At 38.0% G+C, this 23,732-nt stretch carries 17 protein-coding genes and 8 pseudogenes; 3 read left to right on the top strand and 22 right to left on the bottom strand.

Going from position 1 to position 23,732, the window contains the following annotated elements:
- Positions 1–178 precede the first annotated feature (178 nt).
- Entirely contained in the window at positions 179–661 is a 483-nt protein-coding gene (locus NSQ85_RS05065) for a glutathione peroxidase (RefSeq protein WP_084828937.1), read from the top strand.
- 107 nt (positions 662–768) lie between these two features.
- Here NSQ85_RS05065 and NSQ85_RS05060 read toward each other — a convergent pair whose 3' ends face one another.
- The 18 genes and pseudogenes from NSQ85_RS05060 to NSQ85_RS04975 all read right to left on the bottom strand — a co-directional run bounded on the left by NSQ85_RS05060 (position 769) and on the right by NSQ85_RS04975 (position 17,997).
- Positions 769–1,029: a hypothetical protein gene (locus NSQ85_RS05060; protein WP_340781298.1), complete on the bottom strand. Its 261-nt coding sequence runs from the start codon at positions 1,027–1,029 to the stop codon at positions 769–771.
- 151 nt (positions 1,030–1,180) lie between these two features.
- Positions 1,181–1,592, bottom strand: a pseudogene (locus NSQ85_RS05055) (FtsX-like permease family protein); the annotation flags it as partial.
- Between the two features lie 3 nt (positions 1,593–1,595).
- Positions 1,596–2,277, bottom strand: a pseudogene (locus NSQ85_RS05050) (ABC transporter ATP-binding protein).
- A gap of 50 nt (positions 2,278–2,327) precedes the next feature.
- Positions 2,328–2,846: a WHG domain-containing protein gene (locus NSQ85_RS05045; RefSeq protein ID WP_084828939.1), complete on the bottom strand. Its 519-nt coding sequence runs from the start codon at positions 2,844–2,846 to the stop codon at positions 2,328–2,330.
- A 149-nt stretch (positions 2,847–2,995) separates the two neighbouring features.
- Positions 2,996–3,821, bottom strand: a pseudogene (locus NSQ85_RS05040) (aldo/keto reductase).
- Positions 3,822–3,920 (bottom strand): glutamyl-tRNA amidotransferase, encoded by a 99-nt coding sequence (locus NSQ85_RS05035; protein WP_223899660.1) that lies wholly within the window; start codon positions 3,918–3,920, stop codon positions 3,822–3,824.
- 208 nt (positions 3,921–4,128) lie between these two features.
- Positions 4,129–4,731 (bottom strand): nitroreductase family protein, encoded by a 603-nt coding sequence (locus NSQ85_RS05030; protein ID WP_064355605.1) that lies wholly within the window; start codon positions 4,729–4,731, stop codon positions 4,129–4,131.
- A 179-nt stretch (positions 4,732–4,910) separates the two neighbouring features.
- Positions 4,911–5,723, bottom strand: coding sequence for a VOC family protein (locus tag NSQ85_RS05025; protein WP_179973852.1), 813 nt, complete (start codon positions 5,721–5,723; stop codon positions 4,911–4,913).
- Between the two features lie 134 nt (positions 5,724–5,857).
- Positions 5,858–6,307, bottom strand: a complete 450-nt coding sequence (locus tag NSQ85_RS05020) for an Rrf2 family transcriptional regulator (protein WP_179972046.1) — start codon at positions 6,305–6,307, stop codon at positions 5,858–5,860.
- Between the two features lie 181 nt (positions 6,308–6,488).
- A complete protein-coding gene (locus NSQ85_RS05015; RefSeq protein ID WP_179973853.1) occupies positions 6,489–7,352 on the bottom strand; it encodes an alpha/beta hydrolase in 864 nt (287 codons plus the stop codon).
- Positions 7,339–8,631 (bottom strand): PTS transporter subunit EIIC, encoded by a 1,293-nt coding sequence (locus NSQ85_RS05010; protein WP_179972048.1) that lies wholly within the window; start codon positions 8,629–8,631, stop codon positions 7,339–7,341. Before NSQ85_RS05010 ends, NSQ85_RS05015 begins: the two co-directional genes overlap by 14 nt.
- 187 nt (positions 8,632–8,818) lie before the next feature.
- On the bottom strand, positions 8,819–9,451 hold the full coding sequence (locus NSQ85_RS05005; protein WP_179972049.1) for a nitroreductase family protein: 633 nt from the start codon (positions 9,449–9,451) through the stop codon (positions 8,819–8,821).
- Between the two features lie 92 nt (positions 9,452–9,543).
- Positions 9,544–10,227 (bottom strand): annotated as a pseudogene (locus tag NSQ85_RS05000) (DUF1275 family protein).
- A 97-nt stretch (positions 10,228–10,324) separates the two neighbouring features.
- On the bottom strand, positions 10,325–11,167 hold the full coding sequence (locus tag NSQ85_RS04995; protein ID WP_111679650.1) for an aldo/keto reductase: 843 nt from the start codon (positions 11,165–11,167) through the stop codon (positions 10,325–10,327).
- 132 nt (positions 11,168–11,299) lie between these two features.
- Positions 11,300–11,872, bottom strand: a pseudogene (locus NSQ85_RS04990) (NAD-dependent epimerase/dehydratase family protein); the annotation flags it as partial.
- A gap of 293 nt (positions 11,873–12,165) precedes the next feature.
- On the bottom strand, positions 12,166–12,942 hold the full coding sequence (locus tag NSQ85_RS04985) for an abortive infection family protein (protein WP_100273162.1): 777 nt from the start codon (positions 12,940–12,942) through the stop codon (positions 12,166–12,168).
- Between the two features lie 2 nt (positions 12,943–12,944).
- A pseudogene (locus tag NSQ85_RS04980) lies at positions 12,945–17,316 on the bottom strand (Eco57I restriction-modification methylase domain-containing protein).
- Positions 17,317–17,322: 6 nt separating this feature from the next.
- Positions 17,323–17,997, bottom strand: coding sequence for a hypothetical protein (locus tag NSQ85_RS04975; protein ID WP_011681365.1), 675 nt, complete (start codon positions 17,995–17,997; stop codon positions 17,323–17,325).
- 338 nt (positions 17,998–18,335) lie between these two features.
- Here NSQ85_RS04975 and NSQ85_RS04970 point away from each other — a divergent pair, with 338 nt between their 5' ends.
- Positions 18,336–19,820 (top strand): DUF1846 domain-containing protein, encoded by a 1,485-nt coding sequence (locus tag NSQ85_RS04970; RefSeq protein WP_179972051.1) that lies wholly within the window; start codon positions 18,336–18,338, stop codon positions 19,818–19,820.
- Between the two features lie 219 nt (positions 19,821–20,039).
- Here the strand turns inward: NSQ85_RS04970 and NSQ85_RS04965 are convergent, their stop codons facing one another.
- Entirely contained in the window at positions 20,040–20,384 is a 345-nt protein-coding gene (locus NSQ85_RS04965) for a hypothetical protein (protein WP_179973856.1), read from the bottom strand.
- Positions 20,385–20,643: 259 nt separating this feature from the next.
- Here NSQ85_RS04965 and NSQ85_RS04960 point away from each other — a divergent pair, with 259 nt between their 5' ends.
- A complete protein-coding gene (locus NSQ85_RS04960; RefSeq protein WP_134973329.1) occupies positions 20,644–20,907 on the top strand; it encodes a hypothetical protein in 264 nt (87 codons plus the stop codon).
- Positions 20,908–21,092: 185 nt separating this feature from the next.
- On the opposite strand, the pseudogene NSQ85_RS04955 reads toward NSQ85_RS04960, so the two are convergent.
- From NSQ85_RS04955 to NSQ85_RS04945, 3 genes and pseudogenes are all read right to left on the bottom strand, one after another.
- A pseudogene (locus tag NSQ85_RS04955) lies at positions 21,093–21,776 on the bottom strand (response regulator transcription factor).
- 79 nt (positions 21,777–21,855) lie between these two features.
- A pseudogene (locus NSQ85_RS04950) lies at positions 21,856–22,350 on the bottom strand (SSURE domain-containing protein); the annotation flags it as partial.
- A gap of 116 nt (positions 22,351–22,466) precedes the next feature.
- Entirely contained in the window at positions 22,467–23,564 is a 1,098-nt protein-coding gene (locus NSQ85_RS04945; protein WP_179974537.1) for a hypothetical protein, read from the bottom strand.
- Positions 23,565–23,732: the final 168 nt, after the last annotated feature.

Here is a 23,732-nt window from a genome sequence, read left to right as displayed (position 1 = left end):
ATCTATTATCAAGCTATCTATCACTATAAAGTATTATCCCTGTTGGTTATAAGTAATTCTTAACGCCAAGATAAATAATTTCTATCACAAACATCATTTAATCTCTGGTCTTCTTGAAAAATCACTTATCTGACTAACTTTGCTATAATAGTCTCAAACAAAGCAAAGGAGACTTTTTATGACTAACTTATACGATTTTACAGTTTCAGACCAAGCTGACCAACCTGTGTCTCTCCAGGACTATAAGGGAAAGGTAGTTCTAATTGTCAACACAGCAACAGGCTGTGGTTTGACGCCACAGTATCAGGGCTTACAGAAACTCTATGACAAATACAAAGACCAAGGATTCGAGATTCTTGATTTTCCTTGTAATCAGTTTATGGGTCAGGCTCCAGGTAGTGCTGAAGAAATAAACACCTTTTGCACCCTCAACTACCATACAACCTTCCCTCGTTTTGCCAAAATCAGGGTCAATGGTAAGGAAGCTGAGCCACTTTTTGATTGGCTTAAGAAAGAAAAATCCGGACCACTTGGGGCTAGAATTGAGTGGAACTTTGCTAAGTTTTTGATTAACCGTGAAGGACAAGTCGTCGAACGCTTTTCTTCCAAAACTGATCCACTAAAAATGGAAGAGACTATCACGTTTCTTCTCAATAACTAAAAACAAAAAACGAGAGTAAAACTAGAACGACAATCACTGACTGTCGCCGGTTCTGCTCTCGTTTTCTGTGTTAAGAAAAAAAGTATAGAAAGAAAATTCTCTTTATTTTAGAACAAAGCTGTCAATGCTGTAATCAATCCAAAGATGATACCTGGCGCATTTGCATCAGCCAGGGGAAGGTCACGTTCTTTTTTAAAGAGACCATAGTAAACCGAAAGACTACAGTTGACAGCTGCTACCAAAGGTTGAATAAAGTTTCCTTCATGACCAGACAGATTGTCCATGATTTGTGGCACGTAAGATACGTACATCATTACTGACATGAAGGTCGCTACCCAACATAGGGTTTTCATTTGTTTATCAGACATGTTGATTCTCCTCCTTCATAAAAAAATTCACTTTGTCCTTTAGACCTGTTATATTATCCTCGAGACATGTTTCAATCTTTTAAAATTAAAACAGTGTCCATCTCACGCTATCATAGCAAAGAATGCAAGGATTCTGGGACAATGTTAATAAGCGGAAGTCATAAAAATGTCCCATCATGAGAAAAGAAGCGAAATAGCCAAGGAGCGCTCCAGCTCCAAAACTGAGTCCAAAAGCCCAAAATCGTTTAGCCAACTGGCCATTGCTATACCCCAAAGCCTTTAAAATTCCTAATTATTCCTTGTGGTCATCGACAAATTGTTTGATATAAAAACACATGAGTAGGATTGACGTTAAGGACAAGACAACCCCACTGAACCATGACCACCATCCAAGATAGCGAAACCTGGGCATCATAGTAGGTCTGAATCATCGTATTGGTTTTAGAAATCTCCAACTGCTCGATATCCAGGTAAAAATTCAAGAAGAGATTGGCCACAGAGACCGCACAAGCCCCAATAATACTGACGACAACTAATTTTCGAATATCTTTTACTGAAAACATGGCTTACCATCCAATCTCATAGGTAGTCTGAGGCTGATCGTTGGTCACCACTTCGGTAATCTTGCCACTATTGACGCGAATGATGGTTCTTGCCATATCCGTAATATTTTGGTTGTGCGTCACCATGATTAAGGTAAAAGCCCAGCTTTTCCTTCAACTTCCAGATATAGTCAAGAATCTTGCGCCCTGTTTCTTCATCGAGAGCTCCCGTTGGCTCATCTAAGAAAAGAATCTCTGGCTTTTTGGCCAAGGCCCGAGCTATAGACTCTCTCTGATGTTCCCCACCAGACAATTCACTTAGATACTTGTCCAGCTTATCGCCAAGACCCAAATCCTCAATGATCTGCAAAAAATCGTGATTGTTTGCCAGGTCAGCTCCCATCTTTACATTTTGTCTAACCGTTAGATTAGGCAATAAATAATACTGCTGGAAAATAAAGGAAATCTTCTCACGTCTGAAGGCTGTCAATTGAGCATCCGTGAGTTGTGATAAATCCTGTCCTTGAATGAGAATATGCCCCTCATCTACCTTGTCTAATCCGGATAATACGTTTAAGAGGGTTGACTTTCCTGATCCAGAAGGGTCTAGGATAACCACATCATCCTGGTCTTGAATCTGCAAATCAATTACTTTTAAAACCTTGGTTTGACCATAGCTTTTGTGAACATTTTCTAGTTGAATCATTTCTTTCCTACCATTTCTTTGATGAGAGATTGACAAACTTCTGTCATTAATCAAATCACTTCTTCCATGCTGAACTGATAAATACCAGAAGCAACCAAAGAGGTCATCCCATGTGAGTAGACAAATAGATGCTGGTACAAGCGACTAGCTTCCTCTAACGTCAACGGATAATCTGCGATAATCGAATCCAGAACCAATTGGTAACTATGATCCTTCATGGGAAGAAAATCTTGAAAGCGACGAATCGGATCCTTGCTAGGATTTTGGAAAAGCAATTGAAAGAGTTGGGGCTCTTTTGAGGCGAACAGGATATAAGCAACCCCGACATATCGAAACGGCTTCTCATCTTCTAAGGACTTGCGTATATACTCCACCACGACCATCTCCGCAGCAATAATAACCTCTGCTTGTAACTCAGACATATTAGCAAATTGCCCAAAAATGACTCTTGGTGTAGCTCCCAGTTTCTCTAATGCCCCAGCCGTCAAACTAGCCATGCCCTTCTCTCTCACCAATTGTAAAGCCGTCCCAATCATAGTCTCTTTACTAAATTTAACCTTTGGTGGCATAAGACTCCTTTCACGCAACAGTTGTTACGCAACATTTGTTACCTAACAAATACCATAACAAAGAAAGACTTGCCAAGAAAAATCTGCAAAGCATAAAACAAAAAACCAGCTCACCGATACAAGTGACGTCTGGTCTACTAATAAATATTCTAAGGTAAATCATTACCTGCAGACAGGTAGATTTGGTACCATTCCTTGCGGGTCAAGGTGACTTCTGCTGCTTTCCCCACTTCAAGGACATGCTGGGGCTTGGTTGTTCCGATGACAGCCTGCATCTTACCTGGATAGCGGAGGACCCAAGCAAGGGCGATAGCTGTCGGAGTGACCTGGTATTTCTTCGCCAAGTCATTAAGGACATGATTAAGGGCTGCAAACTCTTCATTTCCGACAAAATTCCCCTCGAAATAGCCATGCTGGAGGACGGACCAAGCCTGAATCACTGTGTTATTTAAGCGACAATACTCAAAGACACTGCCATCTCGCACGGCTGCTTTAGGACCTTCCATATTAACATGAAAACCAGCCTCAAAGCTCGGTGTAAAGGCCGGCACTCAACTGCAACTGGTTGACTTTTAGGTGCTGTTTGACAGCCGTTTTGAGCAATTCCATCATCATAGGATTTTGATTGGACACTCCAAAATGACGAACCTTTCCTACTTGCTCCAAGTGGTCAAAAGCTGCCGCCACTTCTTCAGGCTCCATGAGGGCATCCGGTCGGTGAAGGAGGAGACTATCTAATCGTTCAATCTGCAGACGCTCAAGGATGCCATCAACGGAGTCCAAAATATAGTCCTTGGAAAAATCAAAATAGGTAAAGCTATCCTTGCGAATACCACACTTGGACTGAATCCACATCTGATTTCGAAGATCCGGACGGCGCTTGAGAACCTTCCCCAGCAGAACCTCACACTGGCCATCACCATAGATGTCCGCTAGGTCAAAAGTGTTAATGCCAATCGACAAGGCTGTATCCACCTAGACCTCCACCTCATCTTCACTCATATGACTAATCCGCATCATCCTAAGAACAATGGTTGATAAACGCTCATTTTCAGCAAACTCAATATACTTCATGTCCGCCTCCTTTTCTATAGTTCTATTGTAGTGAAAAGGGTTTCAAATCTCAAGTTATAGCTTTCATTTATAATTAATCTACTAACTGGTATTAGGATACAAAAAAATAACAAGATTTCTCAATCCTGCTACTTTTTTGTCTTATCATTTTGATAATGTTCAGTCATAGTACAGCCAATTGTCAAGCTAACTGCCTGAGTTAAAGTGATTATTTATCGCCAAAAACTTTGAAACGACCTTCTGTTTGGATGTCTTTGTCTCCTGCTGCTGCTACGATTTGACCAAATGGTGCTTGAGCACGGAGTTTCCAGTTAGCTGGAATGTCATATTTTTCAGCTAATTGTTCATCAACAAGTGGATTGTAGTGTTGTACGTTCATACCGATATTCTTCTCAGCCAAAGCCAACCATGTCGCATAAAGGGCGATTCCATGACCTTGCTCTGACCAAATTGGGAAGTTTTCAGCGTAAAGTGGGAATTGCTCTTGAAGGCCTTTCACTACATCTTGATCTTCATAGAAGAGGATTGTTCCCTTAGCTTGAGCAAAACCTGCCAAACGTTCTTTTGTTGCCTCAAAAGCTTCTGCTGGCGTTACTTTTTCAAGCTCTGAATAAGCGATTTCATTCCAGAAAGCATCTGATTCTTCATCCAGCAAGATCACCACACGTGATGTTTGTGAGTTGAAGGCTGTTGGTGTGTTAAGGACAGCTCCTTGAATGGTTTCAATCAATTCTTGGTTAGAGAGCTCAAGGTCTTTTCCCAAAGCATAGATTGAACGGCGTTTTATTTGTAAGTCTGTAAAGTAGGTCATAGGTATTCCCTCTTCCTTTATCATAAATGTTAATTGTTAAAATTGTTAAGCTACTTTGTAATAACTTTGATTACAATAACCATTATAGCCGTTAAAAATGTAACGTCAATAGTTACGACTCAAAAAATCACTAGTTATTAATATTTCTTTCTTACGCGTGTCAAAATACCATCCTTATCCTAAACTGTTAACTCATTAGAAGATGACCATTTGACCTTGCCTCCACGATTGTTAGTACGCTCTGCTATGCCAACCAAGTCGTCCTTGTTTGCCAATTCAATGACGTGGTAAGCAAGACCAGGCATATCTTTGTCACGTTTGGACAAGTTTTTTCCGCCCCACTCGTTGACAGCAAGGTGATGGTGGTAATCACCTGAAGCAATCCAACTAGCGCTTGGAATGGTAAACTTATCCGCTAGCTCTAAAACATCCTGATAGAAAGTGCTTGCTAGCTGACTATCTTTGACTGATAAATGAATATGCCCCATGCGAGTATCCTTAGCTATCACAAAAGGCTCAACCTTCAGTCCCATATCGTAAATTTCTTGAGCTGATAACTCTTCTGTGACATCAACGATGCGATCATCCTCACGAATATCCCATTCAGCAACCGGCTTGTCTCTATAAAGCTCAATACCATTGCCTTCAAGGTCTTCCAAATAAAGGGCTTCACTATAACCATGGTCAGCTGCACCGACAAATGGATAATCCAGATCAGCAATATGTTTGAAAACATCTGCTAAATCTTCGCAAGACGGTAACAAAATCGCCATATGGTAGATACCATAACTGGACTTGACCGCTTCCTCACGATTGGTCTGAATCAGATGGACCAAGGGTTTGTTTCCAGCTCCTAAAACAACTTCCCTTTCCGTTTTGGTTAGGATTCCAAGTCCAATAATCTGTGTATAAAAGGCCGTCTGACCAGCTAAGTCCTTTACATTGAGTACCACCTCTGCTAAATAAATCTTACTATTGTAGTCATATGTCATATGATTTTCTCCTGTGTTGTAATCATTTATATGACATTATTATACTTGGTTTCATTGTAATGTCAATTATTACAACCTAGAATCAAAAAAGAAACCGAATAATTTTCGATTTCTTATCATTTAAGATCTAAAAATCAAGCTCCAGTTTCTTTCCAGTTAGCCTTAGCATCCTTTAAAATACCAGCTAAAGTTTTCTTTTCGAGTTCTTTTTCCATTGCCATTTGAACATCTTCTAGGCTCTGATCCAAAATACCATGAATATTACGTCCTACTGGACACGCTGGATTAGGACTGTCATGAAAACTAAAGAGTTGCCCACTTGGACCGATGCTATCCACCGCACGATAAACCTGTAAAAGGTTAATCTCCTCTGGTGCCATGGCTAATGTCGCTCCTCCACTTCCCCTTTGAACAAAAATCAAGTCTGCTTTCTTCAGTTGTGATAAGGTTTTGCGGATAATAACTGGATTGACACCCACACTACTCGCCATTAAATCACTGGTTAGCTTAGTTTCATTTCCCTTATTTTGTGCTATGAGGGTCAAAATATGGACAGCAATGGTAAAGCGACTTGGAATTTGCATATCAAGAACCTCTCGTTAATCTTTTTCTTTTCAATCAATTATAACAAAACCAGCGTTGTAAAACAAGGAGTTACAACAACTGAAAGAGTTCCTCTTACACTAAAAAAATAGAGCCATCATAAACTCTATCCTTTTGTATTTGAAAATAAGTAACTAGACTAATAATACATAGTATTATAGTCTATTGAGGCTCTAACTTGGTCTTTTGCTTCTTGCGAAGACCTTGTCCTTCGATATGTTGTTTGATCAGGTCCACTACTTCATCATTGGTTGGTAAATCCGAGTGTTGGGCATCTTCACCTGTAACAGTGATTTCAGTATAACTTTTTGCCTGATTCTGATAGATATATTTCCCAGCGGACACACTAGCATCAGGAACCAGCTCGTCCGAATCATAGGTAATGGTTCCCGTTACCGAATAGACATGCAGGGTAGACGGAATATTCTCTTTAGCAGCTATAAAGTCTGCTAGCATGACCGATTTATTTTTAATATTGGTTTCAGTGAAATTATAGGGCGTTCCGATAGTCACCAAAGAATTTATCTTGACATCGTAGTCGCTAAGATAATTTTCAATAAAAGCCGTATAAATCAAGCCACCATTTGAATGTGCCAACCCTTTAAAATTATTGAAATTGTATTTATTCTGCAAGGCTTCAAAGGCCTGATTCATCATCTTGGCTTGTTTCTTAATATTGCTATAGCCATCGTTATTATTTTCAAATCCGATAACAATAATAGGTTCATTGTCATTTTTTCTGATATTACCCTCAAAGGTAATACGCCCATTGTTCCAAACCTTAACCTTGAGGAGGCTATGCTTGGTACCACGACGGTCTTGATTAAGCTTACGGACTAGGCCATCAAATCTATTTTCCGTAGCGGAGCTCCCTGGAATCATGATAATGGGAGACAATTTTGAATTATAGAAAATCTCTATTTCCTTGGCATTTTTCCTAGTCCAACTATAGGATGGGACGGCTAGACCAATGAGAAAGAGAGCAACAAGGATAAAGACCAACTTAGTTTTTTTATTTAGTTTCAAGGCTTTCTCCTTCCTCTTTTAGACCGTGTTGTACCTTATTAGACAGACGCACAAATGGAATAAAGATAAGAATGTCAACTCCTAAACAGAGGATACTAATAGCTAGAGCTCGTAAGCTACCCCCAGTTCCGATAAAGGCGTAAAGAAGACTTGGTGTGCCATCTGGAACTGGATAAACCGCAGCTGGCATAAGATGGATAGCCAAGGACACCGCAGCAATACCCATATTTACCATAGGTGCCAGTAGGAAAGGAACCAAATAAACTAAATTTAACAAGACTGGTATCCCCACCATAAATGGAGCCCCATAGTTAAAGAGACTAGGAAAGACACTTAGAAGACTCACCTTCTTATCCTTATAACTGGTTGATGCTAAAAGCAGAGCCACCAAGAGGGCTAGCCCTGAGCCAATACCAGCAACCATACCATAACTATGATAAAGGTTTGTTAGCGTATAAAGGTGGGGAAACCCAGTCGTCGTATGATGAGAAACAGCATATCTCAGATTTTCCAAGGCAAAACTATCCTCGGCAATGGAATTTAGGGTAAAAATCTGATTATTCCCAATCCAAGCAGAAAAAGTGTTCAAAAATCCCATCATAAAGGTTGACAACAGATGATTATCAGTTACAGTAAAGGTAGAAGTAAACTGCCTAATCGTTTGAAAAACATTAGCTTGATCTCCAATAACAAGAAGAATGTTAAGCCCAATAGCTAAAATGAGTGATAAAAAAATGGGACGAACAGTCTTTGGTTGATAAATATAGTCCTTGTCCACAATCTGATCATCACTAGCTCTTGAAAAGCGAAAAATCTGGCCAACCAGATACCCCACAAATATAGCCAAAATAATGTTGATTGAATCCGGTAAATTGATACGAGCCAAGACACCATCGTCTAGCGGTGACAGCAACAGCTCCTGCGATCCTATAATCAAGCTAACCAAAAGGGATGTCACACCAGCTATACCAGTACTTCTACCATAGTGACCAGCTGTGTATTTTCCTGCAAAATAGGTTGATAAGGGCCCTGCTAAGCCACCAAGAAAGTTGGAAAGATTAATGAGCACCTGCCCAGTTATCTTAAAGGTCGGTAACCAGTCAGAAACTGAAAACAGCTGATTGATATAGCCCATCTCCGAAAAAACAGATAGTGAAATCACCCGAATAATTCCTGAAAACAGAAAAAATGGAAAGAGCGACACCAAGGTCTTTTGAGTAATCTGGACAAAGCCACGCTCACGAAACCAGAGAAACCTCAGGATCAAATAGTTTATCATGAAAGACTCCTAGAAATTGGCAAAACTAAACTTTAAATGCAACGTTTTCTTACATTATAGCACAAAGAAAGAGGCCTAACCTTAATCCTGGGTTACACCAACTTCTCAATCTTACTTAAAATACTTTGTTATCTTTTAATACAAAAAAAATAAGTCTCCACTTTTGAGACTCATGGCCGATTATTTATTAAGCAAAAGTAGTCACATCAGAGGCGTCCAAACGAACAGACTCAAAGCCTTCTTCATCAGCTTTACCAAGGGCAATAATCAAAATAGGCACATGTCGGTCTTCATCAAGACCAAACGCTTTGGCAAGACCGTCTTTTTTATAGCCACCGATGGCATTTGTATCATATCCATAAGAGCGAGCAACGAGCATTAACTGCATAGCAGCAAGGCTAGAGTCGATATGGACAATTTCATTCATCACTTCGAAAGGAGCATTTTCATACATTGGTACAATGCTTGATAGTTGTTTCTCCTTGACCTCTTCAGGCATTTTTCCTTGGGTAACGGCCTTCCCATAGATTTCTTCTGCTCTCTCTTGGCTCTTCAAATTGGCAAAAATGAGAACCATGGCTGAGGATGTTTCATTTTGTACACCATTGTAGCTGACAAAAGGTTTCAATTTATCTTTACCTTCTTCGCTATCAACGACAACAAAGCGCCAAGGTTGCATGTTCACTGATGATGGTGCCGTAACGGTTTTATCCAAGATTTCCAACATTTCTTCACGTGGAATCTTGACAGAGGTATCAAACTTACGAATGGAACGACGGTTATATACAATATCTGAAAAATCATTACTTACTATAGGCATCTTATGTCTCCCTTTTATCATTAGACAATATTGATATAACCAAGATTATAACACAAGACTATTTTTATCAAAAACAATTACTACAAAAATGCCTAAAGATTGGTTTTCTTGAGTCCCAGACGCTTCACTTCAGATGAATAGTAAACCATGATGGTAAAGAGGCTGAGTGTGATTAGCCAGATTGACTTAATATAAATGAAGCGCATGAGAAGAGATGATATAACAGCACCAAGCACAAAACTGCCTACGACAAAGCCATAATTGACCGCCTGGCGACGATATTCTTTCTGATACTTGCTACCCTGAATAACATAATAAAGTGCCGTCAGCATCCTTCGATAATTTCCTGAAGTCATAAAAATCATAAAGGGGTGATTTTCAATCTGACTACCGGTAAAAGTCTTCATCATGACACCCACAGAAAATGCAATAATCAGAAGCTCTATTAGAGCATTTGGCCTTAAGAATGGTAAAATAGCAGTCATCACAAAAAGAGGAAGTAGACCATGAACACGCCAGTAAGCATTCTTACGATGGTCTTTAAACCACATTCCAAAAAGAAAACCTATGGAAAAGAATAGAGAAACATCGCAATATGTTATGGTACATGCTACTACTACGCCAGTCAGCAACTAACAAGAGAATATTCCCCGTCTGAGTGGCAACCAAACTATGGTAATACATATGACAAAAAACATTCCAAAGCTCCCCCCAAAAAAACTGAGCAAATTGGCCATCATACGTGTATTCTGAGGCAAAAGATTTCGAGACGCCATTACGTAACTCCCATCTATAAATAAAAAAATGATAGTTTTATTATAGCAAATCTAAAGAAACACACTAAAAAGCAACCCTGACGAGTTGCTTTTTCTATTAAAAATTAACTGTGTCAGGATCAACCTGAGTTTTGATTCCTTGAATCTTATCCAAGACTGCCATGTCTTCCTCTGACAAATTAAAGTCAAAGATATCCAAGTTGGCTTCAATATTTTTTGGTGTCACTGACTTAGGTAGTGGCAAGAAACCTTTTTGAAGGCTCCAACGTAGGGCAACTTGAGCAACAGATTTTCCATTACGTTCAGCTACTGCTTCAACATCTTCATTCCCAAAAATACTACCAGTACCTAGTGGGCTATATGCTTCAAGAAGAATGTCACGCTCTCGGCAATAGGCAACCAAATCTTCTTGGGTACAACCTGGAGCCAAGAGAATTTGATTGACATGTGGCATAATTTCAGCTGTTTCAAAAAGAGCTTCTAGATGATGTTGCATAAAGTTAGACACACCGATAGCACGTATCTTACCTTCTCTGTAGGCTTCTTCCATTGCCTTCCAAGCCCCTGCATTGCCAGCCTTCCAAGCATCATTCTCACGAAGTGCCTTTGGATTTGGCCAGTGGATGAGAAAAAGATCCAAATAATCTACACCTAATCTTTCGAGAGATTCGTCGATAGAGGCCTTAGCCAAATCGTAATCGTGCTTGTCATTCCAGAGTTTAGTCGTTAGGAAAAGATCCTCACGCGCCACATCACTATCAGCAATCGCCTTACCTACAGAAACCTCGTTACCGTAGATTTGTGCTGTATCAATATGTGTGTAACCAACCTTAAGTGCGAAACTAACGCTATTGTAGGCTACTTCCCCTTCTGGAATCTGCCAAGTCCCAAAACCAATTTTAGGAATAGCAACCCCATTTGAAAGTGTATATGTTTCCATCCTGTTCTCCTTTTCAAGTTGTAATAGAATTATCTTAAAAGATATCAGATAAAAATGCAAAGATTTACTATGAACTATAGGAAAAACTCCAAATTGTAGTTTTCTACCAGGTGGTGCTCCTATTCCTTATGATTAATCTCTATCGTCATAACCTTTTGGATGGCTTGAATGCCATGCCCAGGCACTTTCGATGATTTTTTCGATATTGTCAAATTGTGGTTTCCAACCTAGGACTGTACGAGCCTTTTCAGAGGATGCAATCAATGTATCTGGATCACCAGGACGACGACCTGCTTTCTCAGCTGGAATTTCTTTACCAGTAACCTTACGAGCTGCTTCAAGGATTTGAAGATTTGAGAATCCTGTTGAAGAGCCTAAGTTGAAGGCTGTTGACTCATTGCCCTTACGGAGATACTCCACTGCTAAGAGGTGGGCATCCGCTAAGTCGAATGGATGTACATAGTCACGAACATTGGTACCATCTGGAGTATTGTAGTCATCTCCAAAAATCATGATTTTCTCACGAACACCTTGAGCCACTTGGAGAATAATTGGCAAGAGGTGGGTTTCAGGACCATGATCCTCACCAATCGAACCATCAGGTTTGGCACCCGCCACATTAAAGTAACGAAGAGGAACATACTTGATGCCGTAGGCTTGGTCTGACCACTTCATGATAGTTTCCATCATAAGCTTACTTTCACCGTTCTGATAGTTCTATTTTACGTTTTTCTAGAATTTATGCAAGCGTTTTCTTTATTTGTTTAAAACATTTCAATTATGAAATTAAATATTCTAAAGTGATTGTTATCTAGAAATCTAACTGCTGAGATGAGAACTCAAATTAAATCAGGAATCACATTATAATCGTGTGGACTCTTTTGATTCCATTCAATGACTAAATTTAAGAAGTCATCTTTGGTTAATGACTTGTCAATATTTAAAATTGTAGAGAAAAGTAACATTTCTTTTCCTTTCAGAATCTAATATTAAACCATCTAAAATGGTAATTCTTCATCTAAAATATCTTCATTCAACATTTGCACTTTTGGAAATTTTTTCTCATAGAAATCAATTAAAAATAGTCCAACGGTCGCACATGCATTAACTACAAAATAGGCATATAAGGGTTCTGAAATCAAGTATTTTTCAGAATCCTGACCATGAAAAAGAGTATTATCACTCCTTAAATCCTCTATTGCTTTTGCAACTGTTACGAATGAGGATGAAATAGATTTCATTTGGTTTGGTAATTCAGGGCTATCTGGATTAAGTTGAAATACTTTTAATATTTCTTGAACTAACTTCTTACTATTAGCATTAGAAACAGATATATGAGCAAATCGGCTATCTGATAAAATCTCTTTAATAATACTTTCTAAAACTGAATTTGCATTCCCAACGGCATCAGCTGGATTTTTCTCAATGTTCTGAAATGCTTTTTCAAAACTAGTTGAAGCATTTTTATAGTCATCCTTTAATTTATTTCGAAAAGTTGGTATAGATGGTATAAAGTCAGGAGTTTCAATCCCCAGATCAATAGCCATTTTGATTAACACTTCAGGTTCATTTTGAGCAATATTTCCTAACGTATCAAATAATTGAATCTTGTCGTTCACGTAAACAATATCAAAGTTTGCATTTCCAAAATTATCATATAAAGTTTGGTTTAATTTCACATATTGCTCAACCTTTTTGTAGCTACTATATTTTGACCAAATCGTTTTATCTAATCTCTCAATTAACTCCATACGATAAACGGCAGAAATATCCATCCTTACTCCATTTCTTTAACTTTCTCTTCGATGAAAGCAATTTCTTCATCACTCAACCCATACTTTTTATACAATTGATAATCTATCTCAGATATAGATTTTGACCAATCAATGTCTGAATTATCCGAAAAATTCTGAAGTGGAACATAATTCCATTTTTCAGCCGGGTTGTGCTGAGTAATTTTTAAGATACCAAGTAAAGTCCTTGCAAACTTAGTCTTTATATACTTAATGCATGCTTCTGCCTCTGACTTAGCATCAAAAGAACCTATGGATAGGAAGGTCTGAGTATGTCCTGTAAAAGGGGCACCAATTATAGGTGATGACAATGCCTCTCCTAAGATTCCACTACCATTAGACTTAGGCAAAATAACTTTATAATTTTTAAAGTTAAAAGGACCATTTATATATCTCCTGTCAACCCATTTATAAACTCTATCATTATTTTCTCGTCCAATAATTCTAACAAAGTCTCCTACCTGACTGTCATTGTTATTAATAAAAACATCAGGCAATTTCTCAAAAATATTCGTTGTAACATCAAATTCATGTCCATTGCTCAAACGACCTTTTGCAGTTGGAACATCTTTATGCATTTTTTCAGTCAGTCTATAACTGTCTGACGAGTAAATTATTTTACTAAGACTTTCAAAGTCAGGTTTCATTACAACTTTCTGAAGTATTTGATTTAATTTTTCATGAGCAGTAAATACCTCTATAGCACCAAAATATTTCTTACAGTCATGATAAGTTATTACTATACCACCTTTTATATCTGTATTAGGAAATACTTGCGAAGAATCTTGTTCATAGTAAACTACTTTCAAATGCTCATCTGCTAACATTTTTCTATTCCATGCTTTAGGTGTTTTGCCTGCATTAAATAAGAAACGAGCAGGTGTAATAAGAATAGATTTATCTGCTATCTCATAAGATAAATCCATGAAATAATTATAAATTGGACGATCACTAGTTCCCTTTAAAGACTCTTGATACGGTGGATTCCCAATCACAACATCAAATTTCACTTTATCAAAGGCCTCCTCTACTTGTTTTTTCCCTTCTTCTATACTTGATTTCAATATATCTGAGAAGTTTTCGATATAGGCTACATTAGTCTTATATTTCTTATAGCCTTTTAAAGTTCTTTCTGTAATGGTCTTAGCCATTGGTGTTTTTGCAATGGCATAGATATTATTTTCTAATATTCCACGATAGACACTTTCGGCATCAAATCGATTATCATCATTATTTTGCACATATTGATAATAGATACTCATTGCAGCATGTAAAGGATAAAGCCCTGTCTTAGCATTGATATCAATGATTTTAGTCTCTGGATGGTAGACACTATCTGTAACATCAGTATCTACCCAATGGAGATTTGGTGTAGCACCATCTGTCATTGACTCAAAATTATCATCATAGAGATTAAGTCCACCAATACCTTTTGCAATTTGCATATTAACCACGCGCCATGGTGTCAAAACAGTCTCCTTATCTGGGTTTTTAAAGCTACCAAATAAAGTTGCGACTTCTTCTGCACGTTCAATAAAATCAAGACTATCAAAAGATTTAGCTCGTTGACGAATGATTCGACCTGCTTCAATAAAGACCTCTGCATCATAATATTTGGTTATTTCTTTAAACATGCCTTTAGTGAATCCAGAAGGCATAAATTCTTTCCAAGATTCATCATCGACTTCCTTGATAAAGTCTTCGATAGTGATATCTTTACTTAAATCAACACCCATTCCGTAGATCATCATTGGAATACGGATAGAAACCCCACGTAAGATAGAAATCATCGTTTTTTGTTGTTTGCGAGCCTCTTTGAGTTTCTCCATTGCTTCTTTTTCCTCTTGACTGCGCTCATGAGGCCTCTTTTTCTTAGCTTTTTCTGCCTGGTCATATTCTTCATCAGTCAAATCACTAACGTTTATTGTCACTTTGGTAGGCGTTTTTTGTTTTTGCGTCTTACCAACGATAGCATTTAGTTTATTGAAAAGTTCTGCATCATCAGAAGTTAGTGTTAAGAGATTATCATTGTAGAGACTATCATCTTCAAAACCTGAACGTACTGCTTTGTCAGCATATACTTTTTTGATTTGAGTCAACATACGGTCAACATTAAATGGTTCCATGCCATTATCACTTTTACCTAAGATAGGCAGAAAGTTAAGCAAGTTTGCCATAGCCTGTTTTTGCTGATGGGTATTTTTCTTTCCAACACCAGAGTTTATTTGGGCTGTCTCAGCCATTACTGTTAAAGCACGATCTGGAGCAAAATCAAAAATATAACAACGTTTCTTCATCCCAAGTTTTTCATGAGAGAACGGCGTTTGAGCACGAAATGCAGCTTGCAAGTAATTCGTTGAGCTACTTGTATTTGAAAGGAACATCACCGCTGTCCATTCAGGGACATTAACACCTGTTGTCAACCTACGGACAGTTAAAGTGATTGTTTTTGTTTGTGAAGGATCATCCGTAATCGCTTGACGTACCTTTGAAAGATCATCTCCTGAAGTATCTAAGATATTATCACTCTTATCGTTTCGTACTACATTAACAATCTTATAGTCCAGCCCAAACACTGGGTGTTCTTTTAATAGCTTTTCAAAAGCATTGGCTTCTCTAACTCCCGGCATGATCCAAAGAGTATGACGGAGTTCATCACGATATTCTCTTGTTGAAAATGGATAATTAGTTTCACTATCAGGGTTAGTGATATTATCCAAAAAACGTCGGACATCTGCTTTATAAACTAATTCACCCTTATCATCTACTCTGAAAAATTCGCGGAAATTGAAGGACTTATTTTCATCGGTAAATTTTTCCTTATGTTTCATCTCAAAAGTATACATTAGTACCTCTGGAAGTTGCTCATAAGGGTTAGGTTGTTCAGGATTTTCCAAATCCCATTTCAGTTTAGCTTGTTGCTCCATCACATAGTCCCAAGTGTAGACTTGTTCAGGTTCGAACTGATCAAGCAGATTAAATGGTGTACCAGACAATTCTAGAATCTTGGTATGACCGTCTTTTACCAAAGATTTCATGACAGTATCACTAAGTTCAGTCTGTGTTCCCTCATGTGCTTCATCGATGATGACTAAATCCCAGTCTATATCCGAAAACAAAGGGAGATTGGCTTGAGCGCCATTATAACGTAAATACTGAATAGATGTGAAATAAATAAATGGTTTATCACCAGATTTTAGGGTAGTTAGTTTCTCTCCTTTATCAACTGATCTATACAAATACCCCGCTTCTGCCATTTCCATTTTTTTGTAGTCTTCAAACCATGAATCACGGACTACTGGTCTATGTGTCATGATTAAAACACGTTGAAAGCCTTCTTGTTTAATAAGCTCCAATGAGGTTAAAGTTTTACCAAAACGCATTTTGGCATTCCAAAGCATACGGTTTTTTTTCTTATAAGTCTTTTGTGTCTGTTTAACCGCAGCATCCTGTTCAGGACGTAGTGTAATTTTAACTTTTTCGGCTTTGTATGCAGCTTGAGTTTCACTGATAAATGATCGCCCATCTTTGACTGCTTTAATAGCTTCCTTAGCTGTCTCTAAATCAGTTTCAAACCACTCATTTCCTTCTAAATGCTTTGGATGACTAATACCTGAACGTCTCAAGACTTCATGAACTTCATGGTCATGGAACCACGATTTTGTTGATTTTTTATATGCTAGTTCAACCCATCCAAGCTCAAAAGGAAGGCCAGAAGTTGTCATATATTGTTTAATACGCTTAGGTGCAACACTACGTAAAAAATCACTATTAGGTGTCCAGTCTGCTTCAATATCGTCTGAGGCTACTGTACCTTCTCCGATTTTTTGAGCCCCTTCAAAAGCAGCAAATTTCCCACTTTCATTATTCACAGTCTGTACATAAATAAACTTACGTTCTGCAGTTGTATAACGCTCTTGAGCTTTAGGTTCTAAGAAATTCTCATACAAAGAGACCTTAATTTGATCATCAACATACTCAGTAACAAACCAAACTAAAATCATATAAACTTGCTTCAATGATTTTAATGCATTCTCTTTTGTTGCATCTTTAGGATTTAGTTTATGAGCTGAGCTATTTCCATGCTCTTTAATCTCAAAAAATGCATCTACGATGTCTTTGTTATTAATATGATGTTTGATGATTTGTAATTTATCATGAAGAGTAGAATGTGACGGTAATTCAATGAATGCACGATCAGCAAATAAAACTGCTGTATTTTCTGCAACCTTTCGAACTTTAGTCAACACACCCTCATAGTCCTTTTGAGTGTAGTTGTTTTCCGCCATATTAGCAGTTGAAAAAAGTTCTGCTGTATCTAAGTCTACTTTTAAAAAAATCAAAATTTGATGCCATAATTCCTTATTCTCCTAATGTAAACACCTTCTGAATGGCTACTTGCCCTATTTTACCAATGTTCAAATCTTCATCGAACTCTTCAAAGAGGCTTAATTGTCCCTCAGCCACTCTTTCCTCACCATCAATATTTTCACCAAAAAGTTCGGCAAAAGCAAATCGCTTTTCTTCAACAAGACTCGGGTGTCCTTTTACTCGCTTCCACTCGCTAAACATAATAAGTTCATTTGAATCAGGGTGACGCTTTGTCAAAGTATTTCCTCTTACAACATTCTTTTTGATTAGATAATGAGCAGATTTATAGATATCAGTCTTACTACTCAATCTCACGCCAAAAGAGTCTTCATACCAATCCAAATAATGTAAAAACATTCGAGAGCGAGCCACTTCAAGGTTATCTTCTAGAAACTCGATACCATATATTGAAGATAAGGCAAATAGGGACTTTGTTTTCCAATTCCTTTTATCATAATTTTTAGTCACAGCTGAAAGTTTTCTCTCTAGAATAGCTTCCAGAAAATTCCCATCCCCAGCAGACGGCTCTAGGAAGGTTTTATAGATATCCTCAGTTGCTTCCTTAATTCCTGGGGTATCTAACATTTTTTGTACCATCCACGACGGTGTAAATACCTCTCCATGTTTCTGTACCCTTTGTTTTGACTTAATTATTTTTTCATTCACTTAAAATCTCCCTTTAAAACGTTGCAATTACCATAATTATAGCATTTTCAGTATTTAATCGAAAACGGTAACTACATTATTGCTAAACAGTAAAAATGGTCGCCAACAGTTAGTTGGCAAGCATTTTTACTTTATGAAATTAAATATTCTAAAGCGATTGTTATCTAGAAATCTAACTGCTGAGATGAGAACCCAAATTAAATAATAACTCTAAAGGACTATCATAAAAAATACGTTTCATGATTGACTTTCACCTCTTTTTCTCCAATAAATCGTCCTTCGCTAATAGCATTTACCTTCGGCATTTGATATAATTTTTCTCAGAGGTATTTTTATTTATGAAGAAACAAGCTTTTAGTTCTGAACAGTATTTAAATCTACAACGCGACCATATTTTAGAGCGTATTAACCAGTTTGACGGTAAGCTCTACTTGGAGTTTGGTGGAAAGATGTTGGAAGATTTCCACGCTGCCCGTGTCCTTCCTGGTTATGAACCTGACAATAAAATCAAGCTCCTTCAAGAGCTTAAAGAGCAAGTCGAAGTGGTTATCGCCATCAATGCTAACAATATTGAGCACTCTAAGGCTCGTGGTGACCTTGGAATTTCTTACGATCAAGAGGTCCTTCGTCTGATTGATAAATTCAACGAGCTCAATATCTATGTAGGTTCTGTTGTTATTACGCAGTATTCAGGTCAACCTGCGGCTGACGCCTTCCATAACCAACTGGAAAAAAATGGCATCACGTCTTACATCCACTACCCTATCAAGGGCTATCCAACGGATATCAACCATATCATTTCTCCTGAAGGTATGGGAAAAAACGACTATATCAAGACTAGCCGTAACCTGATTGTCGTTACCGCACCTGGTCCTGGTTCTGGTAAATTAGCAACATGTTTGTCTAACATGTACCACGACCAAATCAATGGTATCAAATCAGGTTATGCAAAATTTGAAACCTTCCCAGTTTGGAATTTGCCGCTTTATCACCCAGTCAACTTAGCCTATGAAGCTGCTACTGCCGACCTTGATGATGTCAATATGATTGATCCCTTCCACTTGAAAACGTATGAAAAAACGACCGTAAACTACAACCGTGACATTGAGATTTTCCCAGTCCTTAAACGTATGCTTGAACGTATTCTTGGTGAGTCACCTTACGCTTCACCTACAGATATGGGTGTGAACATGGTTGGTTTTGCCATTACAGATGATCAGGCAGCAAAAGAAGCTTCAAAACAAGAAATCATCCGTCGCTACTATCAAACCGTGCTTGATTTCAAAAATGAACGTGTCCCTGAGTCTGCTGTCAAGAAGATTGAGTTGCTCATGAATGATCTTGGTATTACTCCTGAAGATCGCCAAGTGGTCGTTGCAGCGCGTGCTAAGGCTGAAGAAACAGGTGGTCCTGCCCTTGCGCTTGAGTTGCCGAATGGTCAAATCGTCACCGGTAAAAATTCGGAACTCTTTGGTCCAACAGCTGCAGCTTTGATTAATGCTATCAAGACTTCTGCAGGTATTGATAAGGATACTAAACTTATCGAGCCTGAGGTAGTTAAACCTATCCAAGGTCTGAAAATTGACCATCTGGGTAGTCGAAATCCTCAGCTACATTCCAACGAAATCCTCATCGCCTTGGCCATTACTGCTGCCAACAATGCGGATGCGGCGCGTGCCATGGAGGAACTTAGTAACCTCAAGGGGTCTGAAGCTCACTCAACTATAATCCTTACTGATGAAGATAAAAATGTTCTTCGTAAGCTTGGTATCAATGTCACATTCGATCCTTACTATCAATACGACAAATTGTACCGTAAGTGATAACTGACTATAAACATCAAAGACCTCAGTTTTAATAACTAGGGTCTTTTAAAAATGACTTTAGCTTGATAAAGAAAAAAGGGAAACTCTATCGAGTTCCCTTTTTGATAACTAATTTTTCGTCTCAACCCGTTCCTAATAAAAAGGGGTGGCCTAGCATTATTATGAAAAAATGAGTTAAAGGTATCAAACAGAGGGCTAAGCCACTCCCGATTCTAATCAGCCTACGATTTCTAACTTGAGAAAAGGTAAGCTAAAAAGCAAAACTATAGTAGATAGAACAGCAACAAGTGGTAGGTAACAACCTCCAAAAAGGTAGAGAAGCAATAGAGCTATCGCTATCAAATGATTTAGAAAATTGCTAGTAACCCGAACGGTTTGTCCATCCTCCACAGTAATAGTATTGGACTTGTAACCCAATTTACCAACACTCAATCGAGCTTTTGATGATGGTAGGGAAACAGTCACTGCTTCCACACCAGAAACCGCCCCGACAAGACTAGTGTCTACTCGAATGGGACTCTTTCTAGCCACCTTACTAGCTTCTATTGTAATACTAGCCACTAAGCATCTCCTTTTCCTACCTTCTACTTATAGTATACACTTTTTCGAAAAGCTTTCACAAGATAATCGACTATTAAATCAAGGTTCCTTTACAATTTTGTGCCTCTTCAAAAAGTATTGGATATCTTGATTACTATATCACTATCCACTTTTCCTTCAAAAAATCAATTATTTTTGACAGGAAATCCGTTCTAAGATATAATGTAACAACGTCGTTTACAACTAGTTGGTAATAATGTAAATATAGAAAAAAGGTTACATGAAATCATATAAAGGAATTCTCCTACTCACCGTAAGCATTGTTCTTACGGTCTACGTCTGGTTAGCAACCGCCATGACAAACTTCATCACTCCCGGTCTAGCTTTAACAACCTTATCATGGACTTTTATGTTGGCAACACGATCACGACTTTTAGAAAAACTCTTTAACGGAATTGAGAGAATGTACGCTATCCACAAATTTCTTGCCATCTTATCAGTTATTCTCCTTGTCTTCCACAACATCGGTATGGGGAGTCTATAGGGGTCCCGTCTAGCTGGTCAGCTAGGAAACCTTGACATTCATACTTTCTTGGCCATTGTAGTTCTGGCCTTTCTTGGTAAAAGTCTCAAATACGAGACTTGGCGTTGGCTTCATCGGTTGGTTTACTTAGCCTATATTTTTGGTCTCTCCCATGTCTATTTGATTATAGTTTTTTAATTTCATTTTCAATCTCTTGGTCTTCCCATCTTATAGCCCAAACCCCAAACAGTTTTGATAGCAGGAGTATTTGAATTTGTATACTTGGTCAACTCTTGCCTCAAAGCATGGATATGAACATTGAGTGTATTGCTATCATCCACATATTCCTCTTGCCATACTTTCTCATAAAGTTCCGTCTTTGAAAAGGCTCTCTCAGGATTGCTAGCCAATATCCATAGAAGTTCAAAGGATTTCACTGTCAATTCCAAAGATTGGTCCCCTATGTGAACCTCATGAGTCACATGGTAGATTACTAAGTCACCAAGATCGATCCGCTCTGTCTCACTTCAACGGCTAAGGCGACGTAAGATATTATTCACTCTTAAAACCAATTCGCGCAGGCTAAACGGTTTGTCTATGAAATCATATCCCCCCAAACTTAATCCATAAATCTTATCCTGCTCGCTTGTTTTAGCAGTTGTAAAGAGAAAGGGTTGATTAGGAACAATATATTGAACCTCACTGATAAAATCATAACCGTTCATATTGGGCATCATGATATCTGTGATGATGAGGTCAATAGATTTTTTTCTGAAAAGTTCTAATCCCTCCTTGCAATCATGAGCAACTAAAACATCGTATCCTGCCTGTAAAAAATAGCGGTTTTGAATATCTATCTCATCATCAACCAGCAAAATTGTCTTTTTCATCTGACGCTCCTTTGATAAAAATAGTGTTATACATGATCAGTATAACACTATTTATTCTAATATTTAAATGATTTGAATCTTAATCTTCTCGTTTGGTTGTCAAACCTAAAAGTCCAACAAGACCTGCCAAGGCTAGACCAAACATACCAAGGCCAGCTGTAGCCGTTTGAGCTTTCCCAGTATTTGGTAGTATAGGTTGCCCATCATTTTTCTTAGTCCTAGCCATGGAATTATCTGTGGAATCAGCCATTCTCATCTCTGAAACATGGGCTTCTTTCGTCATATATTTAATTTTGTTCATTGAGTCTGACGTAGAAGAAGACATAGATATCTGATCTCCTTGAGGAGTTCTGGACATCATTTCTGATCCATGAAGTCGAATCGTTACTTGATGAGTAGCAACTAGATTGCTCAAGTCTGGTTTGCTATCTTTAGAACCATACACTTTGACAGTAGCTTGGTAAGTGTGAGTGCCATTGGCACGAAGTTGGTCTAGAAGGGCTTGTCCTTCTTTGCCTGTCGTGTTACCATTCAAATCTACTTCTTAGAAATATTGGCCTTTAGCCAATCCTTTGGGGGTGTGATTGTATCTTTAGGTAAGTGGGGTTGGAATAAATATAAAACACATAAGGAACTAAAGGTAGAAGAAAAAAACGAAATAGAAACTATTAAGGAAACAAGTTCAAAGGATTATGCTGAAAATCCATTGAATGAAGCAGATAAAGATGATGAAATTGTCGATGTTATCATTGATGAAGATGGTTCAATCATTACATCGGTAGTAGCATGATAATTATTTGCCTCGTCGATCATATCTTGCACATAAACACCCAATAGTGTGTTGTAACCATTTTCATCAATATTGCTATGAAATTCAGGATTTACCCCCATGTCTTGTGATGAATCGGGAACTCCAGAATCTTGTTGTTGCGTAGGTGTTGTTGGGGCACTTCCAGCTACCGTTTTGGTGTAACTCTGAGCTGATTCACTAACAGTTGCTTGAGTAGAGCTTGAACTAGATGATGATGGTTTCGTAAAGGATGAGGTTTCCATTTTTGAGGTGTTTTTACTTGTGCTATCATCTTTAATCTCAATTAACTTCTCATATATTTTTTGCGTCAAAGCATTTTGTTGTGATGCCGTTAATGATGCTGCGACACGAATAACAACCGTTCCGTAAACATAGTGTGAACCAGGGTTGATGACAGTTGGAAGGCCATCGAAAGCACTTAAATAGTCATTTCTTTTTTTGGCATCTTCTGCAGTTTTATAGACTTCAACACACCCACCTGCATCCGTACCTTTTGCTACTAAATCAGCACCAGCAACTGGATTAGTCACTTCGTTGTCAGCGAAATAAACTGCTGCTGTATAACTTCCTTGCTTATTTAAGTCTTGGTTTGGATCATTATTTTCTGTGGCTGACTGAACATCAGTAATCGTAACAATTTCCTTAAGACGACTTTCCACAAATGTATTGGAAGGATTTGTAATTTGTTTTAACTGCTTTACACTCGTTGAATACTTCTGATTTTTATCTTTAAGTTCTTTTATCTCTGTTGTGTAGTTGATTGGTTTTTTTAGTGATTTAACTTGTTTATTGATGTCGCTTGTTTTCTTTTTGATTTTAGGAATTACTTGTTTCTTCTTTTCAACAGTTGAGACTTCGTTTTTTAACTTAACCGTCAGATTTTCGTCTAAAGGTTTATCTTTACTACTAAGTAGTTTCTTAGACGCTTTTATTGTTTCCTCTAAGCTACGGTTTTCTTTTTCAATTTTGGCTATCACTTCATTAGATGACTGTACCGCTCTTTGATGTGGTGAAATTGCAAGTACATAGTACCCTATACCAAAACAGAGTAGTACGATAAGAGAAATTACGGCACTTTTCTTTGTATTAATTCTTTTCATAAAAGAAGATTCTTTCATAGTCTATATATTTATATAATTTTCCGA

The sequence above is a fragment of the Streptococcus sp. FSL L8-0526 genome (assembly GCF_038007145.1).
Taxonomy (GTDB): domain Bacteria; phylum Bacillota; class Bacilli; order Lactobacillales; family Streptococcaceae; genus Streptococcus; species Streptococcus thermophilus.
The sequence above is the reverse complement of the archived record's forward strand: the minus strand, read 5'-3'. Positions and strand labels throughout refer to the sequence as shown.